Raw genomic sequence first — 17,010 nt, forward strand, 5'->3', positions numbered from 1 at the left:
GTCGAAGGACCTACCTTCATCTCCACAACAGCATGGCGACTGTTCGTTTCCGTCTTCTACATCAGAACCGCACATTCACCTTCTGGACACACCAATGCCCTTCGCCTAAGTGGACCGCATGGCCCACTTCCATTGCGGCCCACCGTACAGCAGAACCGGTCCGCCCGTTCCACTTAGGTAGAATGGAGGTATGACCTCCCCGCCTTCCGGCCAGACGCCGGGCCCGCAGCCCGGCATGGGACTGCGCGTCGACGCCGAACGCAACCGCTGCCGCATCCTGGCCGCCGCCCGCCGCCTCTACGCCACCGAAGGGCTCGGCGTCTCCATGACCTCGGTCGCCCGCGAGGCAGGCGTCGGCAAAGCCACGCTCGGCCGGCGCTTCGCGACCCGGGAGGAACTCGTCAACGCGGTCTTCGCCGACCGCATGGACGCCTACGCCGACGCCGTCACCGAGGCCCTGGCCGACCCCGATCCCTGGCACGGCTTCACCGGCTACCTCCACGCCGTCTGCGCCATGCAGGCCGCCGACCGCGGCTTCGCCGACGTCCTGACCATGACGTTCCCCGCCGCCAAAGCACTGGAAGCCCGCCGCGCCGAGTCGCACAACGGGTTCCTCGAACTCATCGCCCGCGCCAAGAACAGCGGACACCTGCGCGACGACTTCACCCACCAGGACCTGGTCATCCTGCTCATGGCCAACGCCGGCGTCATCGCCGCCGCCGGCGATGACGCCCCCGACGCCTGGCGGCGCCTCGTCGGCCACATGCTCCGCTCCTACGCCACACCCGGCGCGCCGATCCCCGCGGTACCCGAAGCCCCAAGGCCCACCGCTCTCTACCGCGCCATGGTCCGCCTCTCACGCACAGGCCCGGGCGCCGTCTAGGGCGGCGACAACCTGGGCGCGATGGCGCCCTGGGTGCAGAGACGCCCATGACCGGAGAGAGGCGCGGGTGATGGCCCAGCCTCCAGGACATACCGGCCGGCCCGGCAATCGGATAGGCCTATCCAAATTCCTGCTAGGCTGACCAGGTGAATCGGAGCGGCCTATCCGGATCACGGAATGGATAGGTCTATCCGAAAAGGATCGCTGTGACCAGCATCGCCATCATCGGAGCCGGCCCCCAGCTGGGTCTGGCCATCGCCCGCACCTTCGGCGCCCAGGGCCTGAACGTCGCCCTGATATCCCGCAACCGCGACAAGCTCGACGACCTCGTCGGCAGGCTCACCGCCGAGGGCATCACCGCCGCCGCCTTCCCCGCGGACGTCCTCGACCGCGACGCGCTCACCCAGGCCCTCAAGAACGCCGCCACACGTTTCGGGGGGATCGACGTCCTGGAGTACTCCCCGCTGGACGATCTCGACTCCACCGCCCTGACCACCCCGGCCGACACGGACCCCTCCCACGTGCAGCATGAGCTTGAGTTCCAGCTCTACGGAGCCATCACCGCCACCCGGGCCGTACTGCCGGCCATGCGCGAGGTCCGTGCCGGCACTCTGCTGTTCACCACCGGCGCTCGCTCCGTCACCCCTCAGCCGCCCACCGCCGACGTCAACACTGCTGCCGCGGCTCTGCGCAACTGGACGATCAACCTCCACAAGGAACTGGCCGAAGCCGGCATACAGGCCGCCCACGTCGGCATCGACGCGACGATCGGCACACCCACCTTCTACGGACAGGCGCGGGTGACGGCCGATCGGATCGCGCCCGCCTACTGGGACCTCCACACCACTCACCGCGACGAGGCCGAGCGCATCCTCAGGGGCTGACGCCGCGCCAGCCGATCGATAGTCCCCCGAGCTTTCCCGCATCTGGCCGCCGAGGAGGAGCCATGACCTACGCGGACGACTCTGTGATCACACCGCGGCTTACGACGCTCCCGAGCGGGCCGTTCACCGACATCCCCACCGAACTCGCCCTCTACCCCGGCGTCCTGCACGGAGGCCTCATCCCTGGATCCGCGGCAAGCAAACGCGTACTCGCCGCGCCACGCCGCGGCCTCGGCGTATGAGGCGGCTGACGCACTCGGCCCCGCCCGACGCGGACCGTCACAACCCGGGGACCCGCACAGAGGCCGACGCCGGCGTCACGCTCTTCTTCCAACTGTTCGGAAAGCGCTGGACCGGCCCGATCGTGTCCGTGCTCACTGCGGGGCCGGCGTACTTCGCCGACCTGCGCCGGGCGATCCCCGGGATCAGCGAGCGCATGCTCTCCAACCGCCTCACCGAGCTCGCCACCGCGGGACTGATCGTGCGTGAGGTGGACGAAGGGCCGCCGTCGCGAGTGTCCTACCGGCTGACGGAGGCGGGCACGGCGCTGAAGCCCGCGTTCACGGGGCTCGCGCAATGGGCGCAGACCCATCTGCCGGAGACGGGAGGACCGGCCGACCACTGAGGCCGTCCGTACACTTCAGGACCGGTGTGCTCACCGGAGCGGTCAAGCGCTGACGGTGCCCCGCCAGGAGCAGGCCGCCGTCCCCCTGACCGACACGGGGAAGCCGAGCACCGCGCCGGAGGTCTCGGTCGGGTTCTCCACCCCGTACCGGGCCGTGGTGACGAAGAGACGGTTGTCGCTGGGATGCAGGCACACCGACGTGGGGTGCGGGGCCGGGACGGTCACGGTGTGGAGCAGGTGACCGTCGGGGTGGTACCGGCGGACCCCGCCCGCACCCCAGATCGCGACCCACAGGCAGCCCTCGACGTCGACGGTCATTCCGTCCGGGCCGCCTTCGCCGTCGCCGAGTCGGGCGAAGACCTCCGGGCCGCCGACGAGGCCGCCGGAGACGGGGTCGACCCGGCAGCGGAGGATGGTGCCGACGGCCGTGTCGGCGAAGTACAGGACCGTGCCGTCGGCGGTGAACGCCGGGCCGTTGGCGATGGTCAGGCCGTCGAGGACGCGTACGACCGTGCCGTCGGGGTCCGTCCGGTAGAGCGAGCCCGCGCCGTGGGTGCCGTCGTAGGCCATGCTGCCCGCCCAGAAGCGGCCGGCTGGGTCGGCGACGCCGTCGTTCATCCGGCTGGGGACCGGGGTGCGGTCCTCGGGGCGGTCCAGCCATTCGAGGGTGCCGTCGGGGGTGAGCAGCGCGATGCCGGTGCCCGCGGCGGCGATCCATGCGCCCGGCCGGCCGCTCACCGGTGCGACAGCGCCCAACGGCACGTCGAGTCGGGCCAGTTGGCGTGGAGCCGCCGGCCCGGTGCCGTCGCGCAGTTCGAAGAGCCGGCCGCTGAGGATGTCGACGTACACGTACCGGCCGTCGACCCAGCGACCGCCCTCCGCGAGTTCGTACGCTCCCTCTACGACGACCGCCGCCGGTACTGCCGTGGATGTCATGATCGGTCCTCCGGGTCAGCGGATGGTTGTGCCCTCGGGCTGGTCGAACAGGCCGAGTTCGTCCCGGGTGGGAAGGCCCTCCCAGTCGCCCCGGGTGGCGACGGCGAAGGCCGCGGTGGTGACGGCCCGGTGCAGACGGGCGGGGATGTCCACGCCGTGGAGGTGTCCGGACAGGTACCCGGCCACGAAGGCGTCGCCCGCGCCGACCAGGTCGACCGCGCCGACCTCGCGCGCCGGGCAGTCGGTCGCCCCGTCGGCGGTGAAGGCGGTCGCGCCACGTGCGCCGCGTTTGATGACCACCTCGGTCACGCCCGCGGCCAGGATGCCGCGCACGGCCTCGGCTTCACCGGCGCCGGGATGTTCCAGCATCAGCGGCAACTCGTCCTCGGAGGCGATGAGCAGGTCGGTGCGCGCCAGCAGCGGCCGGAGCGCTGTGCGGGCGCGGTCCGAAGTCCACAGCCGGGAGCGGTAGTTGACGTCGAGGCATACCGTGGTGCCCGCGTCTCGGGCGGCCGTGGCGGCGGCCAGGGCGGTCTCGGCCGCCGATGTGCTGAGCGCCGGTGTGATGCCGGTCAGATGCAGGATGCGGGGTCCCGAGGCCAGCGCGGGCAGTACGTCGGCCGGTGAGAGGGCCGAACCCGCGGAACCGGCGCGGTAGTAGTTGACGCGCGTGAGTGTGCCCAGGCGGGGTTCGGTCAGCAGCAGTCCCGTAGGGCGGCCGGTGACGTCGGTGACCGCGTGGTCGGTGTCGACGCCCTCGGCGCGCAGGGTGCGCAGGACCAGCGCGCCGAGTTCGTCCGCGCCGACCCGGCCCACCCAGCGCACCCGGTGCCCGAGCCGGGCGAGACCGATGGCGACGTTGGACTCGGCGCCCGCGACGGACAGGCCGAGGTTGCCGCCGAGCCGCAGGGCGCCCTGAGCCCGGAGCGCCGCCATCGTCTCACCGAAGGTCACCACTTCGGGCGGGGCCTGGTGTTCCGGTGTCGTCGTCACGGTGTCTCCCCTGCGGTGACCTTGCGGAACTCGGCGGCGCGGGTGCGGAGTTGGTCCAGATCGCCGCCGTCGGCCGCGTCCCCGACGAGGGGTGAGCCGACACCGACGGCGAGAGCGCCCCGGTCCAGGTAGTCGCGGGCGGCCTGTGCGTCCACTCCGCCGACGGGGACGAACGGCACGTCGGGGAACGGGGCGCGCAGGGCCCGCAGATAGCCGGGTCCGCCGAGCGTGCCGGGGAAGAGTTTGATCGCGGCGGCGCCCCGCGCGAGGGCGAGTTCGATCTCGCTCGGTGTCAGGGCTCCCATCAGCACGGGTATGCCGTAGGGCTCCAGTCCGGCGACCAGCGCCGGGGTGACGAGGTAGGACGCGCCGGCGTCGACGGCACGTGCGGCGTCCGCGGCCGACCGTACGGTTCCGGCGCCGAGCAGCGCGTCGGGGCCCAGTTCGGTGCGCGCCTGCCTGATCACGGTCAGCGCGTCGGCGGTGGTCAGTGAGACCTCGACGGCCGCGATGCCCTCCTCGACGAGGGTGAGTACGGTGCGCAGGGCCGCGGCGGGATCCTTGCCGCGCACGATCGCCAACAGGCGGTGGGCTCGAAGCGATTCCACCAAATTCATGGGAGCAAGTTCTCCTTGGGCGTGGGGTGCGAGGGCCTGACGGTGCTCACCATGCGGTGAACGCCCCGTCGGGGCCGCGCCATACGGGATTGCGCCAGCGGTGTCCGGTCTCGGCGGCGCGACGTACCGCCTTCTCGTCGATCTCGACGCCGAGCCCCGGGCGCGTGGAGGCGACGGCGTATCCACCCTGGAACCGGAAGGGTTCGGGGTCGATGACGTAGTCCAGCAGGTCGCACTGCTGGTTGTAGTGGATGCCCATGCTCTGTTCCTGGATGAGGAAGTTCGGTACGGCGAAGGCGATCTGGAGGCTGGCGGCCAGGGCGATCGGGCCGAGGGGGCAGTGGGGGGCCAGGGCGACGTCGTACGTCTCGGCCATGGCCGCGATGCGGCGGACCTCGGAGATTCCTCCGGCGTGCGAGAGGTCGGGCTGGGCTACGGCGATGCCACTGGTCATGACCTCGCGGAAGTCCCAGCGGGAGTAGAGGCGTTCGCCGGTCGCGATGGGGATGCTCGTGGACTCGACCAGGCTGCGCAGGTGGCCGGAGTATTCCGGTGAGACGGGTTCTTCGACGAACAGCGGGTGCAGCGGCTCCAGTTGGGGCAGCAGGCGGCGTGACATGGCGGTGGAGGCGCGGCCGTGGAAGTCGACGGCGATGTCCCGCTCGTCGCCCAGCACTTCGCGGACGGCCGCGACGCGTTCGACGACCTCGGCGGTGCGGGCCGGCGTGTCGATCGGGGAGAGTTCGGCCGACCCGTTCATCTTCACGGCGGTGAAACCCGCCTGGATCTGTTCCTCGGCCAGCTCCGCGACCTCGCTGGGGCGGTCCCCGCCGATCCAGGCGTACATCCGGACGCGGTCGCGGACGGGGCCGCCGAGGAGGCGGTGCACGGGGACGCCGTAGGTCTTGCCGGCGATGTCCCACAGGGCCTGGTCGATGCCGGCGACGGCGCTGGAGAGGATGGGGCCGCCCCGGTAGAAGCCACCCTTGGTGAGTACCTGCCAGTGGTCCTCGATGCGCAACGGATCCTGGCCTACGAGGTAGTCGGCCAGTTCGTGGACCGCCGCGCGGACGGTTTCGGCGCGGCCCTCGATGAGCGGCTCGCCCCAGCCGGTGACGCCCTCGTCGGTGGCGACGCGCAGGAACAGCCAGCGCGGGGCCACCAGGAAGGTCTCAAGTCCGGTTATTTTCAAGGAGTTTCCTTCGGCGGCGTGTCGGTCGCGACGTCGGCGGCGCGCTTTTTCCTGTCTTTTCGGCTCTCCCGTGCCTGTGCGGCCTCCAGGTCGTCGGAGGCCTGCGCCAGGAGTGAGGCGACGGCGGCCACGGCGGCGTCCGGGTCGCCGGCTTCGACGGCGTCGAGCAGTTTCCGGTGCACGGGGATGGAGTCGGCGAAGTGCCGGGCACCGTGCACGATCCGGTCGCGCACGCGCAGACCGGCCTCGATGACGACCTCCATGCGGCTGAGGAGTTCGTTGTGCGCGGCGTCCAGCAGGGCGCGGTGGAAGGCCAGGTCCGCCTCCACCATCGCGTCCGCGTCCGTGCCCGCCGCCGCCATCGCGTCGAGCGCGTGGCGTAGCGCGTCCAGGTCGGACGGGGTACGGCGGGTCGCGGCGAGCCGGGCTCCGGCGGGCTCGACGATCGCGCGGACCTCGGCGAGATCCCCAAAAAAGCCGTCGGTGGGAGCGCTGCTGCCCTGCCAGCGCAGCAGGTCGCTGTCGAGCAGGTTCCAGTCGGCGCGGGGCCGGATGGTCGTCCCGCGTTTCTGCCGTGATTCGAGCAGGCCCTTGGCCGCCAGCACGCGCAGCGCTTCCCGTACGACGGTCTTGCTGACGCCGAGTTCGGTCTCGAACTTGGCCGGGTCCACCACGGAGCCCGGGGGGTAGTCGCCGCGGATGATGCGCAGGCCCAGTTCCTCCACCGCTTGGCCGTGCAGCCCCCTGCCGGGTTTGCTCACCACGTTGTCCGGTTTCCTCTCGGTGCTGTTCGCGAAGGCCTCGTACGACGTACCGCGCGGTGCGCGACGCTCACGAGGACTCCTTCATGACGCTCCATCCTCCGTCGACCACGAGGCTGGCTCCGGTCACGTAGGAGGCGTCCGCCGATGCCAGGAAGGCGACCGCGGCGGCCACCTCCTCCGGCTGCCCGAAGCGCTTGGCCGCCGTGGCCGCCACGCTGCGCGCCCGCTCGGACTCCGGGATGCCCTCCCACGCGGCGGTGAGGATGGGTCCGGGCAGCACCGTGTTGACCCGGATGTCCGGTCCGTACTCGACGGCCAACTGCCGCCCCAGCGAGCACAGCGCGCCCTTCGCGGCGGCGTAGGCGGCATGGCCGGGGATGCCGATGACCGCGTGCACCGAGGAGGTGAGGACGACGGACCCCGACGCCTCGCGCAGCATGGCCGCGAAGGTCTTCATCCCGCGCCAGGCCGGCTTGAGCAGCACGGCCATCTGACCGTCCCACTCGTCCTCGCTCAACTCGTGGGCGGGCTTGTTGAGTTGGGCGAAGGCGTTGCTGTGCAGCACGTCCAGGCGCCCATGGTGCTCGTCGACGTGGCGGGCCAGGTTCTCCCAGTCGGCGGCCGAGGTCACGTCGCACCGTACGTACTCCGCGCGTCCTCCGCTCTCCGCGATACCCGCGGCGAGCGCCTTGCCCGCCGTGTCGTCCACGTCCGTGACCACGACGCTCGCGCCCTCGTCCGCCAGCCTTCGGGCCGTGGCGGCGCCGATTCCGTGTGCGGCGCCGGTGATCACCGCCACCCGCCCCGCCATCCTGCGGCACTCCGTCATCGCGTGCGTCTCCCCTCGTTCTTGCCTACGCGCTCACCATAGCTGTTTCAATTAATTATGAATATATCTTGACGGCATGGCTGTGCCACTCCGAAACTGACCGGCACAACAGGCACTTTCAGTACGAAGCCAGGAAGGTCCCCCTCCCATGAGCCGCACCACTCCCCGCCACAGAAGCCGGGGCGCACTCGCAGTGACCCTTGCCGCCGCCTCTCTGCTCATCTCCGCCTGCGGCGGTTCGAGCGGTTCGCAGGACAAGGCACAGGCACCCGCCAAGCCCGGCCAGAAGGTCGACCTGCGCTTCTGGTCGTGGGTTCCCGGCGTCGACAAGGCAGTCGACCAGTGGAACGCCACCCACCCGGACATCCACGTCAAACTGGAGAAGATCCCGGCGGGCAGCAGCGGCGGCTACGCCAAGATGCGCGCCGCCCTCAAGAGCGGCAACGCGCCCGACCTGGCGCAGGTGGAGTACCAGGAGATCCCCTCGTTCCTGCTGGAGAACGGCCTGGTGAACCTGTCCAAGTACGGCGCGGACAAGGACCGGTCGAAGTTCACGGACTGGCAGTGGCAGCAGGGAGTCTTCGGCTCGGCCGTCTACGCGATCCCCCAGGCGTCCGGCCCGATGGGCCTGTTCTACCGCTCCGACCTGTTCAAGAAGTGGGGCATCACGCCGCCCACCACCTGGGACGAGTTCGCCCAGGCCGCGCAGAAGATCCACGACGCCGACCCGAAGGCCTACATCAGCACCTTCCCCGCCGGCAACTCCGCCTGGTTCACCGCACTCGCATGGCAGGCCGGCGCCAAGTGGTTCGGCGTCAACGGCGACACCTGGTCGGTGAACATCAACTCCCCGCAGACCCTCAAGGTCGCCGCCTTCTGGGACAAACTGCGGAGCCAGAAGGTGATCAAGACCGAACCCGACTTCGCCAACGGCTGGTACAAGGACCTGCAGACCGGTGCCATCACCTCGTGGGTCAGTGCCCAGTGGGGCGACGCCATCATCAGCGGTAACGCTCCTCAGACCACGGGCAAATGGGCGGTCGCACCCATGCCGCAGTGGACGAAGGGCGCGAACGTTTCCGCGAACTGGGGCGGATCCTCCACGGCCGTCCTCAAGGGCGCCAAGCACATCCCCGAGGCCCTGAAGTTCGCCGAGTGGCTCAACACCGACCCCAAGAGCGTCGACCTGCTGCTGCAGGGCGGATACGGCTGGCCCGCGGCGGCCGACGGGTACAAGGGCTCCTCGCTGGACAAGCCGTCGAAGTTCTTCGGAGACCAGAAGTACAACGAGGTCTTCGCGCAGGCGGACAAGAGCATCGACACCTCGTGGAAGTGGATACCGACGATCGACGCCACGTACCAGCACCTCAACGACGGCTTCCAGGCCGCCCTGGCCGGCAAGGGCACGTTCGTCTCCGCGGTCCAGCAGGCACAGAAGCAGACCGTCGAGGACCTGAAGCGGAAGGGTCTGAAGGTTTCCACCGGCCAGTGACCACCTCCGGAGGGCGCGACACGGCCGCCGCCGTTCTCCCCTCCGGACTCCAGAAAGCACCCAGATGCCCACCCGCACCCGCGCACCCCGCCGCCGCAGAAACCTGGCGCCCGTCCTCTTCGTCGCGCCGTTCCTCCTGCTGTTCCTCCTGACCTTCGCCGTCCCCATCGGCTACGCCGTCTACCAGAGCGTCATGGATGTCGAGCACACCGGACCGCTGGGGCTCGGCGGCAGCCATACCATCTTCGTAGCCCTGCGCAACTACTCCGACGCCTTGTCCGACCACGCCTTCCTGCGCAGCATCGGCCGCGTACTGCTGTTCGCGGCCGTCCAGGTGCCGGTGATGGTCGCGTTGTCCGCCGGGCTCGCGCTGCTGCTGGACAGCGCCTCGGCCAGAGGCGTGCGGTTCTTCCGCGCCGCCTTCTTCCTGCCCTACGGCGTTCCGGGGGTCATCGCGTCCATCCTGTGGGGCTTCTTGTACGTTCCGGGAGTCAGCCCTCTCGTGGACGGCATGCGCCATCTGGGCATATCGGTCGACCTCTTGGGCGGAAACACAGTTCTGTGGTCCATCGCGAACATCGTCACCTGGGAGTTCGCCGGCTACAACGTCCTGGTTCTCGTCGCCCAGTTGCGGACCATCCCCTCCGAGTTGTACGAGGCAGCCCGCATCGACGGCGCCAGCGCGTGGATGACGGTCCGACACGTCAAACTGCCGCTGCTGCGCCCGGCGTTGATCCTCACCACGGTCTTCACCATCATCGGCACGCTGCAACTGTTCGCGGAACCACTGGTGCTCAAGCCCGTCTCGTCGAGTATCGACAGCGCCTACACCCCCAACCTCAGCGCCTACAACGAGGCGTTCACCAACGACAACTACCACCTCGCCGCCGCCGAGGCGGTGCTGCTCGCCCTCGCCGCGTTCGTGCTCTCCTTCGGTTTCCTGCGGCTGATCAACAAGAAAGGTGGGGACGCGTGAGTCTCCAGACACCGGCCCACACCGTCCCTCCGCAGGAAGAGACGCCGGCCTCCGACGAGGGCACGACGCCGCACGGCGGCATCACCGGGGTCACCACACGCAGCCGCATCCTGGTCACCGGCCTGCTCGTGGCAGCCGCCGGCTACTTCCTGCTCCCGGTGTACTGGCTGGCAGTGGCGTCCACCAAGTCCACCGGCGACCTGTTCGGCAGCTTCGGGCTGTGGTTCTCCCATCCCCGGTTCCTGAGCAACCTGCACCAGGTGGTCACCTACGACCACGCGATCTACCTGCGCTGGGCCGCCAACAGCCTGCTGTACGCGGGGGTCGGCGCAGGCGTGGCGACGCTGCTGGCCGCGATGTCCGGCTACGCGCTGGCCAAGTTCTCCTTCACCGGCCGCGACACGATCTTCAACATCGTGCTGGGTGGCGTCCTGATCCCCGCCACGGCGCTGGCGCTGCCCATGTACCTGCTGTTCAGCAAGGCTGGCCTGGCCAACACCTACTGGGCCGTGCTGCTGCCGAGCTTCGTCAGCCCCTTCGGCGTGTACCTGTGCCGGATCTACGCCGCGGCATCCATACCGGACGAGCTGCTTGAGGCGGCCCGCATCGACGGCGCGGGAGAGATCCGCATCTTCACGACCGTCGCGCTGCGCATCATGACCCCCGCCCTGGTGACGATCTTCCTCTTCCAGTTCGTCGGCATCTGGAACAACTACTTCCTGCCGCTGGTCATGCTCTCCGACTCCAAGCTGTACCCCATCACCCTCGGTCTGACGTCGTGGCAGTCCTTCGCCGACCGCCAACCACAGCTCTACCAACTGACCGTCGGAGGTGCCTTCGTCTCCGTCGTCCCCCTGATGATCGCCATGGTCGCCCTCCAGCGCTTCTGGCGCAGCGGCCTGACCGAGGGCAGCGTGAAGGGCTGACCCGGTTACGGCACGGCGACGCAGGATGTCGGCGTCCTGGTCGTCGTGGCACAGCTCCTCGGCCCGTTCGCGTGGCCGCCATGTAGACGGCGTGTGCGGCGGCCACGCCGGTCACCGTCCGTTGGGTCCAGTCGTCTGCCCTCTGATGCCCACACCCTCCAGTTTTTTGAATTAATTATGAATATATCTTGACGGCGTAGCGATGCCGATTCAAGACTGACCAGCATGAAACAGGCACTTTCCGTACCGCTCGACAGTCGGCGTCATCTGCGCCCGTCCGGGATCGCCTTCGGCGGCGACTACAACCCCGAGCAGTGGCCCGAAGAGGTGTGGGCCGAGGACGTCGCGCTGATGAAGGAGGCCGGCGTCTCCATGGTCACGGCCGGGATCTTCTCCTGGGCCAAGGTGGAGCCGAGGCCCGGAGAGTACGACTTCGACTGGTTCGACCGGGTCATGGACAACCTGGCCGGGGGCGGCGTAGCCGTATGCCTGGCCACCATGACGGCGTCCCCGCCACCGTGGCTGTCCCGATTGCACCCGGAGATCCTCCCCGAGACGGCCGACGGCCGACGGCTGTGGCCCGGCGGACGCCAGCACTACTGCCCCTCCAGCACCGTGTACCGCGAGCACGCCGTCCGCCTGGTGGAGCGGCTTGCCACCCGGTACGCCGGCCATCCCGCGCTGGAGATGTGGCACATCGGCAACGAGTACGGCTGCCACACCCCGCAGTGCTGGTGCGACGAGTCGGCCGCCGACTTCCGGCGCTGGCTGTCCGAGCGGTACGGCGATGTCGAGTCCCTCAACGACGCCTGGTCGACGGCCTTCTGGGCGCAGCACTACGACAGCTTCGACGAGGTGCTTCCGCCGCGGCTCGCACCGACCTTCCCGAACCCCGCCCAGCAACTGGACTTCGCCCGGTTCTCCGACGACGCGCTGCTGCAGTGCTACCTGGTGGAGGGGGAGGTGCTGCGGCGGATCACCCCGGACGTCCCGGTCACCACGAACTTCATCGGCGTGCACAAGCCCGTCGACGCCTTCCGGTGGGCCGCCGAGGAGGACGTCGTCTCGGTCGACGTCTACCAGGACCCGCACGAGGAGGACACATACGTGTCCGCGGGGTTCATCTTCGACGTCACCCGCTCCGCCCGCGCCGGTCAGCCGTGGATGCTGATGGAGCAGGCGCCCAGCGCGGTCAACTGGCGTGAGCGCAACAGCCCCAAGCCGCCGGGGCGGATGCGGCTGTGGAGCTGGCAGGCGGTCGCCCAGGGTGCGGACGCGGTGCTGTACTTCCAGTGGCGCCAGTCCCGGGGCGGCGCCGAGAAGTACCACTCGGCAATGGTCCCGCACGGCGGCACCGACACCCGGACCTTCCGCGAAGTGCGCCAGCTGGGGCGGGAGTTGGCCTCCGTGCCGCAGATCGCCGGCACCCGCTCCACCGCCGAGGTCGCCCTGGTCCTGGACTGGAACAGCTGGTGGGCCCTGGAGCTGGACTCGCACCCGTCCACCGCGCTGCGCCAGATGGACATCGCGCTCGCCCACTACCGGCCGCTGTTCGAGGCGGGCATCGCCTGCGACGTCGTACCCCCCGACCGCGACCTCTCCGGCTACCGCCTCGTCGTCGCGCCCAACCTGTACCTGCTGAAGGAACGGGACGCGGAACGTCTCACCGAGTTCGTACGCGGCGGCGGCCACCTTCTGGTGTCGTTCTTCTCCGGCATCGTCGACGACTGCGACCGCGTACACCTGGGCGGGTACCCCGCCCCGCTGCGCGACGTACTGGGCCTGCGCGTCGAGGAGTTCTGGCCGCTGGCGGAGACAGAGACCGTCGACATCCGCCACCCCGACGGGTCGGTCAGCCGCGCCGACCTGTGGTCGGAGGTCGTCCTGCCCGAAGGAGCCCAGGCGGTGGCCCAGTTCGGCTCCGGGCCGCTGGCCGGGAAGCCGGCCGTCACCCGGCACTCCTTCGGCGAGGGACACGCGTGGTACGTCGCGACGCGTCTCGCGCCGGAGGCCATGCGGGCACTGATCGACGACGTCTGCCGTACGGCGTACGTCGGCCCCGTTCTTCCCGATCTTCCGGAACACGTGCAGGCGACGGTGCGCGAGGGCGACGCCGGACGGTTCGTCTTTCTGCTGAACCACGGTCGGGCAGAGGTGGAGATCAGACTGCCCGAGCCGATGACCGACGCCCTGGCTCAGGGCGGGGCTCCCGCCGACCGCGTCACGCTGCCGGGAGCCGGAGTAGCCGTCCTGATCGAGGCACAGACAACCGAACAAGCCACAGAAGAAGACAGGTAAAGCTCACCACCGCGATGCGCGTCCTGAAGCGGAGGGGGGAGAGACGGACCGTCCCTCCCCCCTCCGCCGCACCACGCCAGGTCACCGGCCCCGGGGATTCACCGCCTTGCGGAACACCTCGTAGACGAGCTTGGGCCGCTCCTCGGCGAAGGTGAGCAGGCCCATGACGGAGATGCCGTTGTAGGCCTGGTTGTAGCCGGCCCGCTCCTTGTAGTCCTTGAGGACCCAGTAGGTGAAGCCGGTGACGAACTCGCTGCGTGCGGTCACCTGCGCCCAGTGGGCGCTGAAGCTCGCCGCCTGCCATTCCTCGGTGCCCTGCGTGGTGCCGGGGCCGTGGGTGCCGGCCTCCGACCAGGTGCCGTTCTCGGTGATCAGGATCGGCTTGTCGGGGTACTTCGCGTGCACGGCGTCCAGCGTGGTGCCGAGGTCGGCGTCCTTGCCGTAGAAGTAGCCGAAGTACTCGTTGAAGCCGATCACGTCCGCGAGGTCGAAGACGGGGTCGTTGCTGGTGTTGGAGGCCCAGGTCACCGGACGGGCGGTCAGGTCGACCGCCTTCACCGCCGCCTTCAGGTCGGCGAGCCAGGCCCGGTAGACCGGGGCGCCGTCGGCGTCGATCTCCGACTCGTTCTGCAGCCCCCAGAGGATCACCGAAGGGTGGTTGTGCTGGTTCCACGCCATCGTCAGGGCCAGGGCGCGGGCGAGGCCGTAGCGCTCGGTCTGGAGCTTCTCCTGGGCGGTGTTGAGCCACATCGTGTCGATGTCGTCCATCACCAACACGCCGTGCGCGTCCGCCCAGTCGTAGACGTAGGGGTGTCGGTTGTAGACGCAGTTGCGGATGAAGTTGGCGCCCAGGGTGGTGAGGTGGCCCAGTTCGCGGTCGTACTCGGTCGGTGTCATCGCCCTGCCGTGCGCGGCGGTCTCCTCGTGCCAGTTGAGCCCCTTGAGGAAGACGGGCTTGCCGTTCAGCTTCAACTGCGCTTCGCCGACGGTCAGTTCACGCACGCCGTAGACGGTGGACAGCGTGTCCACCCGCGCGCCCGAGTGTCTTCCGGCGGTCAGCGTGGCGCGGGCGGTGAGCGTGTGCGGCGAGGCCGGACTCCATCGCGGGGCGCCGGGCACAGAGAGCACGACCCGTACGACGCCCGCCGAGCGGGCCGCGATCCGGGCCGCGACCACGGTGGGCCGGCCACCACTGCCCCGGCCGGGATCCAGGGTGAATCGGCCGTTGAAGTCGGAGGCGCCGTGGTTCTCGACGACCGCATGCGCCTCAAGGCGCCCGTTCGCGGCGGACACGAGCAGTTTGGCGATGGTGACCTGCGGGACCGCCTCGATCCAGGCCGAGCGGGTCAGCCCCGCGTAGGGCCAGTAGTCGACGGGCTTGTACGGCAGTTCGTGGTCGTCGGTCACCGGCTGCGGAGTCGAGGCGGTGTAGTCGGTGTAGCTCGCCCGGCGGAAGACCCGCACGGCGATCGTCTGGCGGGTCCCCGGCCGGAGCGCCCCCGCAACCGGCAGCGCGAAGGGCGAGTTGGCGCCTTCGTGCTTGCCGAGGTGCGTGCCGTCGACCCAGACCTCGGCGCTGTATCCGGCGGCCAGGAAGGCGATGCGGACGTGCCGGGCACGCCAGGACCCGGGCACGTCGACGGTGGTGCGGTACCAGGCGTAGCCGTCCTTGAACGCCGTGCCCTTGGCGAACGGGGCGCTCTCCGAACCGAATCCGGGAGTGTCCAGCAGGTCCCAGGCCGCCGGGACGTCGATGCGGCCCCACGTGGTGTCGTCGTGGTGCGGGGACTGCCAGCCCTCGCCGAGCCCCTGGTCGTCCGGATCGAAGCGGAAGCGCCACCGCTTGTCCAGGGACAGGTAGTCGCGGGTGGGCTCGTGGGTGCGCCAGCCGTCGAAGGACGGGAGCACCGCGCCGTACTGGAAGACGACGTTGGTGCCGCCGATGTCCCGCACATGGGTGCCGGAGGGCTCCGTGGCCGGGTGACTGTCGAGCACCGGGCCGTTCACGACGGCCCCGGTCGCGCCGTCTGCCGCTCGCGCGGCTGCCGGCCAGGCCGGCAGGGCGACGAAGGCGGCGGCGCCGAGTGCCGTGACGACGGTGCGCCGGGACGGCTGGATGAATTCGGTCATGACGGGCGGCTCCTTGAGACACGTACGTATTCGTCCGCCCCACAGCCTGGACAAGCCCGCCACCCTCGTCAAGGATTATTCATAAATAATGAATTGAGCTAGCGTGATGCCGCCGAGCGGCCGACGGCGTCCTACCGCACACGAACGACGGGTGACCTCATGACCACCGCACAGCAGCAACCCACCACGCCCGAGACCACGGGCCGGCTCGCCATCACGCTGTGGGACTTCAGCTGGTACACGCAGGCCGGACCCGGTGAGCCCTTCGCCGACCTCGACCGCGCCTTCGCCGAGACGGTGGAGCGGGGCTTCAACACCGTGCGGATCTGCGCCATGCCCTTCCTGCTGTTCTCCGGACGCGTCCCCGCCCCGGAATCCATCCAAGTCCGCGGCCTGGGCGAACAGTTCGGGCAGCGCACCCGCTGGTACAACGTCCGCGGCGGCTACCCGCTGGACGGCCGCCGACGACTCGTCGAACTCTTCGAGGCAGCCGCGCGCCACGACTGCAAGGTGATCGTGTCCTCGTGGGAGTACCAGCAGTCCCCCAGCTTCGCCGACACCGACACCTGGCACCGCGCCCTGGCCGAAGTTCCGGGCCCGGACCGCGCCGAGGCGGTGGCCGAATCGCTCGCCGGGCTGCTGGACTTCCTCACCGAGCGCGGGCTGTCCGACCACGTCGCCTACGTCGAAGTCCACAACGAGGTCGACAACTGCTCCCTCGTACCGGCCGACGGCACCCCCGGCCACTACGCCCGGCTGCGCGGCCCCCTCGAACGCGCCGTGAAGCTGCTGCAAGCCCGCCACCCCGCCATCCCCGTCACCTACTCCCTGGGCGAGCCCTGGCCCGACGAACTCGACGACCTGCCCGAGCAGGCCCAGATCGCGCACTTCCACTTCTACGTCTACGGCGTCCTCGGCGCCCTGTACGAGGCGGTCGGACTCGGCCACGGCACCGAAGCCGCGCCCGAGACGGCCACCTGGCCCACCCCCGAACTGGCCGCCATGCTGCGCCCCGACGCACCCGCCTTCGCCGACTACCAGCCGGACGAACCCTGGCGCCTGGCCGCCACCGGAATCCCGCGCGAACTGTTCTACGCCCACGACTGGGTCGACCCCGACCGCTGGGACTTGTGGCTCTACGAGAACTATCCGGCGCACCGACAGGCCATGCGGGACACGCTGGCCGGTTGGGTCGACGCCGTCGCCGAGTTCGCCCGCCACCGCGGCATCCCCGCCGTCCTCGGCGAGAGCGTCGTCGGCTACACCCCCCTCCTCACCCGCTTCGAGGAGGACGCCGTCGGCAAGGACATCGCGGAGTACGTCGTCGACCGCTGCCTCGCCGCAGGCTTCCAGGGCGTCGTACTCACCTCCAACGCGGCCCCGCACCACCCCATGTGGCATACCGACCGGGACTGGATGCGGCGGGTCAACGCCCGTGTCACCACAGGCTGAACGCGATTCCGCG

The 17,010-nt window shown here is 69.8% G+C and carries 16 protein-coding genes; 9 read left to right on the plus strand and 7 right to left on the minus strand.

All coding sequences use genetic code 11. From position 1 onward, the window contains the following. Positions 1-190: 190 nt before the first annotated feature. The 4 genes from ACIRRY_RS20600 to ACIRRY_RS20615 all read left to right on the plus strand — a co-directional run bounded on the left by ACIRRY_RS20600 (position 191) and on the right by ACIRRY_RS20615 (position 2,392). Entirely contained in the window at positions 191-883 is a 693-nt protein-coding gene (locus ACIRRY_RS20600; RefSeq protein WP_403974619.1) for a TetR/AcrR family transcriptional regulator, read from the plus strand. Positions 884-1,089: 206 nt separating this feature from the next. After that, positions 1,090-1,767 (plus strand): SDR family NAD(P)-dependent oxidoreductase, encoded by a 678-nt coding sequence (locus tag ACIRRY_RS20605; RefSeq protein WP_403974622.1) that lies wholly within the window; start codon positions 1,090-1,092, stop codon positions 1,765-1,767. 62 nt (positions 1,768-1,829) lie between these two features. Next, a complete protein-coding gene (locus tag ACIRRY_RS20610; protein ID WP_403974624.1) occupies positions 1,830-2,009 on the plus strand; it encodes a hypothetical protein in 180 nt (59 codons plus the stop codon). Beyond that, entirely contained in the window at positions 2,006-2,392 is a 387-nt protein-coding gene (locus ACIRRY_RS20615; RefSeq protein WP_403974626.1) for a winged helix-turn-helix transcriptional regulator, read from the plus strand. Before ACIRRY_RS20610 ends, ACIRRY_RS20615 begins: the two co-directional genes overlap by 4 nt. A 42-nt stretch (positions 2,393-2,434) precedes the next feature. Here ACIRRY_RS20615 and ACIRRY_RS20620 read toward each other — a convergent pair whose 3' ends face one another. From ACIRRY_RS20620 to ACIRRY_RS20645, 6 genes are all read right to left on the minus strand, one after another. After that, on the minus strand, positions 2,435-3,328 hold the full coding sequence (locus ACIRRY_RS20620; protein ID WP_403974628.1) for an SMP-30/gluconolactonase/LRE family protein: 894 nt from the start codon (positions 3,326-3,328) through the stop codon (positions 2,435-2,437). 15 nt (positions 3,329-3,343) lie between these two features. After that, positions 3,344-4,264 carry a sugar kinase gene (locus ACIRRY_RS20625; RefSeq protein ID WP_403975557.1) on the minus strand — a complete coding sequence of 307 codons (921 nt, stop codon included), beginning with the start codon at positions 4,262-4,264 and terminating at the stop codon, positions 3,344-3,346. A 53-nt stretch (positions 4,265-4,317) separates the two neighbouring features. Further along, on the minus strand, positions 4,318-4,938 hold the full coding sequence (locus ACIRRY_RS20630) for a bifunctional 4-hydroxy-2-oxoglutarate aldolase/2-dehydro-3-deoxy-phosphogluconate aldolase (RefSeq protein ID WP_403974631.1): 621 nt from the start codon (positions 4,936-4,938) through the stop codon (positions 4,318-4,320). A gap of 46 nt (positions 4,939-4,984) precedes the next feature. Beyond that, complete coding sequence (gene dgoD, locus ACIRRY_RS20635) at positions 4,985-6,130, minus strand: galactonate dehydratase (protein ID WP_403974633.1); 1,146 nt, start codon at positions 6,128-6,130, stop codon at positions 4,985-4,987. Beyond that, entirely contained in the window at positions 6,127-6,894 is a 768-nt protein-coding gene (locus tag ACIRRY_RS20640; RefSeq protein WP_403974635.1) for a FadR/GntR family transcriptional regulator, read from the minus strand. The genes dgoD and ACIRRY_RS20640 overlap by 4 nt, the downstream gene beginning before the upstream one ends. 67 nt (positions 6,895-6,961) lie before the next feature. Continuing rightward, complete coding sequence (locus tag ACIRRY_RS20645; RefSeq protein ID WP_403974637.1) at positions 6,962-7,723, minus strand: SDR family NAD(P)-dependent oxidoreductase; 762 nt, start codon at positions 7,721-7,723, stop codon at positions 6,962-6,964. Positions 7,724-7,871: 148 nt separating this feature from the next. Here ACIRRY_RS20645 and ACIRRY_RS20650 point away from each other — a divergent pair, with 148 nt between their 5' ends. From ACIRRY_RS20650 to ACIRRY_RS20665, 4 genes are all read left to right on the plus strand, one after another. Next, complete coding sequence (locus ACIRRY_RS20650) at positions 7,872-9,215, plus strand: ABC transporter substrate-binding protein (protein ID WP_403974640.1); 1,344 nt, start codon at positions 7,872-7,874, stop codon at positions 9,213-9,215. A 64-nt stretch (positions 9,216-9,279) separates the two neighbouring features. Then, positions 9,280-10,191: a carbohydrate ABC transporter permease gene (locus ACIRRY_RS20655; RefSeq protein WP_403974642.1), complete on the plus strand. Its 912-nt coding sequence runs from the start codon at positions 9,280-9,282 to the stop codon at positions 10,189-10,191. Continuing rightward, complete coding sequence (locus ACIRRY_RS20660; RefSeq protein ID WP_403974645.1) at positions 10,188-11,117, plus strand: carbohydrate ABC transporter permease; 930 nt, start codon at positions 10,188-10,190, stop codon at positions 11,115-11,117. The genes ACIRRY_RS20655 and ACIRRY_RS20660 overlap by 4 nt, the downstream gene beginning before the upstream one ends. A gap of 225 nt (positions 11,118-11,342) precedes the next feature. Next, positions 11,343-13,415 (plus strand): beta-galactosidase, encoded by a 2,073-nt coding sequence (locus tag ACIRRY_RS20665; protein WP_403974647.1) that lies wholly within the window; start codon positions 11,343-11,345, stop codon positions 13,413-13,415. Between the two features lie 81 nt (positions 13,416-13,496). Here ACIRRY_RS20665 and ACIRRY_RS20670 read toward each other — a convergent pair whose 3' ends face one another. Beyond that, positions 13,497-15,545 carry a glycoside hydrolase family 2 protein gene (locus tag ACIRRY_RS20670; protein ID WP_403974649.1) on the minus strand — a complete coding sequence of 683 codons (2,049 nt, stop codon included), beginning with the start codon at positions 15,543-15,545 and terminating at the stop codon, positions 13,497-13,499. A gap of 159 nt (positions 15,546-15,704) precedes the next feature. Here ACIRRY_RS20670 and ACIRRY_RS20675 point away from each other — a divergent pair, with 159 nt between their 5' ends. Beyond that, positions 15,705-16,997: a cellulase-like family protein gene (locus ACIRRY_RS20675; RefSeq protein ID WP_403974652.1), complete on the plus strand. Its 1,293-nt coding sequence runs from the start codon at positions 15,705-15,707 to the stop codon at positions 16,995-16,997. Positions 16,998-17,010: the final 13 nt, after the last annotated feature.

Source organism: Streptomyces sp. NPDC101776 (assembly GCF_044766845.1).
In the GTDB taxonomy this organism is placed as follows: domain Bacteria; phylum Actinomycetota; class Actinomycetes; order Streptomycetales; family Streptomycetaceae; genus Streptomyces.